Source organism: Pseudomonas parakoreensis (assembly GCF_021602155.1).
GTDB classification, from domain to species: Bacteria; Pseudomonadota; Gammaproteobacteria; order Pseudomonadales; family Pseudomonadaceae; genus Aquipseudomonas; species Aquipseudomonas parakoreensis.
Window position 1 is genome coordinate 1 of sequence record NZ_BQHY01000053.1, and the last position, 1,608, is coordinate 1,608.

The window sequence follows — 1,608 nt, forward strand, 5'->3', positions numbered from 1 at the left end:
TTGTTACCAATGCGCTTCTCAAGTCTCTGACTTCGCTGAACTCGGAGCTTGATCGCATGCCGCGCCGGTTTGAGCAGGCATCGACCGCACTGAAAAACAACTTCCTTGCTGCTGTCGGGCAGATCGACATAAATCCGCTTATCAGTTCGGTTGATGCGCTGGCCGACTCTCTGTCGAAACCAGAAGTCATCGACGGCATTCAGTCCATCGCGACCGGCCTCGGCAGTGTCGTTGCTGTCGGCGGTGATGGCCTGAAAACGGTGGTTTCCAACACCGATGCGTTGATGGCTATAACCGGTGCATACGCTGCAAAAGTTGGTGTCGGACTGGTCAGCTCTCTAGGGCTGGCGGTCAAGGCTAGATACGACCTAATCGTCGCGACACAAGCGCAAATTGTCACCGAAAGACAGGCCGACGTTGCGTCTACAGCCGCTGCCGCACAAGCTACCCGACGCGCTGCAACCGAAGAGGCTGCCGCTCTGGCGATTTCCCAGAGATCACTGGTCGAGGCTTCTTCTACGCGAGCCGCCCAAGCAAGCGCGCTTATCCGAATACAGGCTATCCAGGCTCAGCTGGTCGCGGATCGGGCTCTGGAGACTCAGCGGCTAAAGTCGCAGATCACCGAGACTGGACGTCAGCAATCTCTCGCTCGCTTAGCGGAGATTCGTCGGACCGAGGCTATCATTACAGCCCAACAAACTGCCGCACGGACTGCGCTAGCCCAGGCAACCAGTTCAGAAATTATCGCTCAGTCTGCTGTCACTGCTGGAAACGCACGACTGGTGACTTCGCGCGAAGCTGACACGCTAGCGATGAACGCTCAAAATGCCGCTCAGACTCGTCTTAACGCCGCGCAGAGCGGTGGTGCGAGGGCTGGCTCGGCGATCTTGGGGCTGCTTGGCGGACCTATGGGCCTACTGACAACAGCCATCACACTGGCTGCCGGCGCGGCAATCTACTTCGCGAGCAGCACCGATACCGCGACAAAATCGCTGATCGATCAGAATCTGACGCTTGAAGATCAGATCGAAAAGTTCAAACGACTGAACGCAGAGCAGAAGCAATTTCAGGCCTCCAGCTGGATGCGCGAACAGAAGAAAGAGGCTGAGGAGGCGGCCGATGCTCTTGAGTCATATAAGAACACGGCAATAACCGGTCTATCCCTTACAGGCGAGTCGGCTGGCGTATCAATGCGTCAATTCAAAAGCTTGTTCGAGGAGGTCGGAAATGGTCAGAAGCCGCTAGCCGATCTGACCACCTGGCTTGGCAGTAACACCAAGCTGTCCGCCGAATACAAAACGCAACTGATCGGCTTGGCCAATACCTACGCCACCAGCAATGAGGCATCTCAGCGCTACGGCAAACTGCTGGATCTCAGCAAGAACTCAGCGGATTCCGCTTCCGCTGCAACATCCGGCTTGGCGAAATCTCAGGCCGCCGTGGGCGCTTCGACAGAAAGCAATGCGCAAGCTTGGGCAAAATACATTGAGCAACTGACCAAGACCCGCGACCTGGTTGGCGCCAACGCAGCAGCTGAGGCGGCGTACACCGCAGTAAAAATGGGCGCCAGCGAGTCGCAGCAGGCTCAAGCCAAAGCCATCGCAAGCC

The 1,608-nt window shown here is 57.0% G+C and carries 1 protein-coding gene; it reads left to right on the top strand.

What is annotated here, in order from left to right:
- A partial coding sequence (locus L6D63_RS28285) for a hypothetical protein (protein ID WP_236170507.1) occupies nucleotides 1-1,608 on the top strand: 1,608 nt, incomplete at both ends.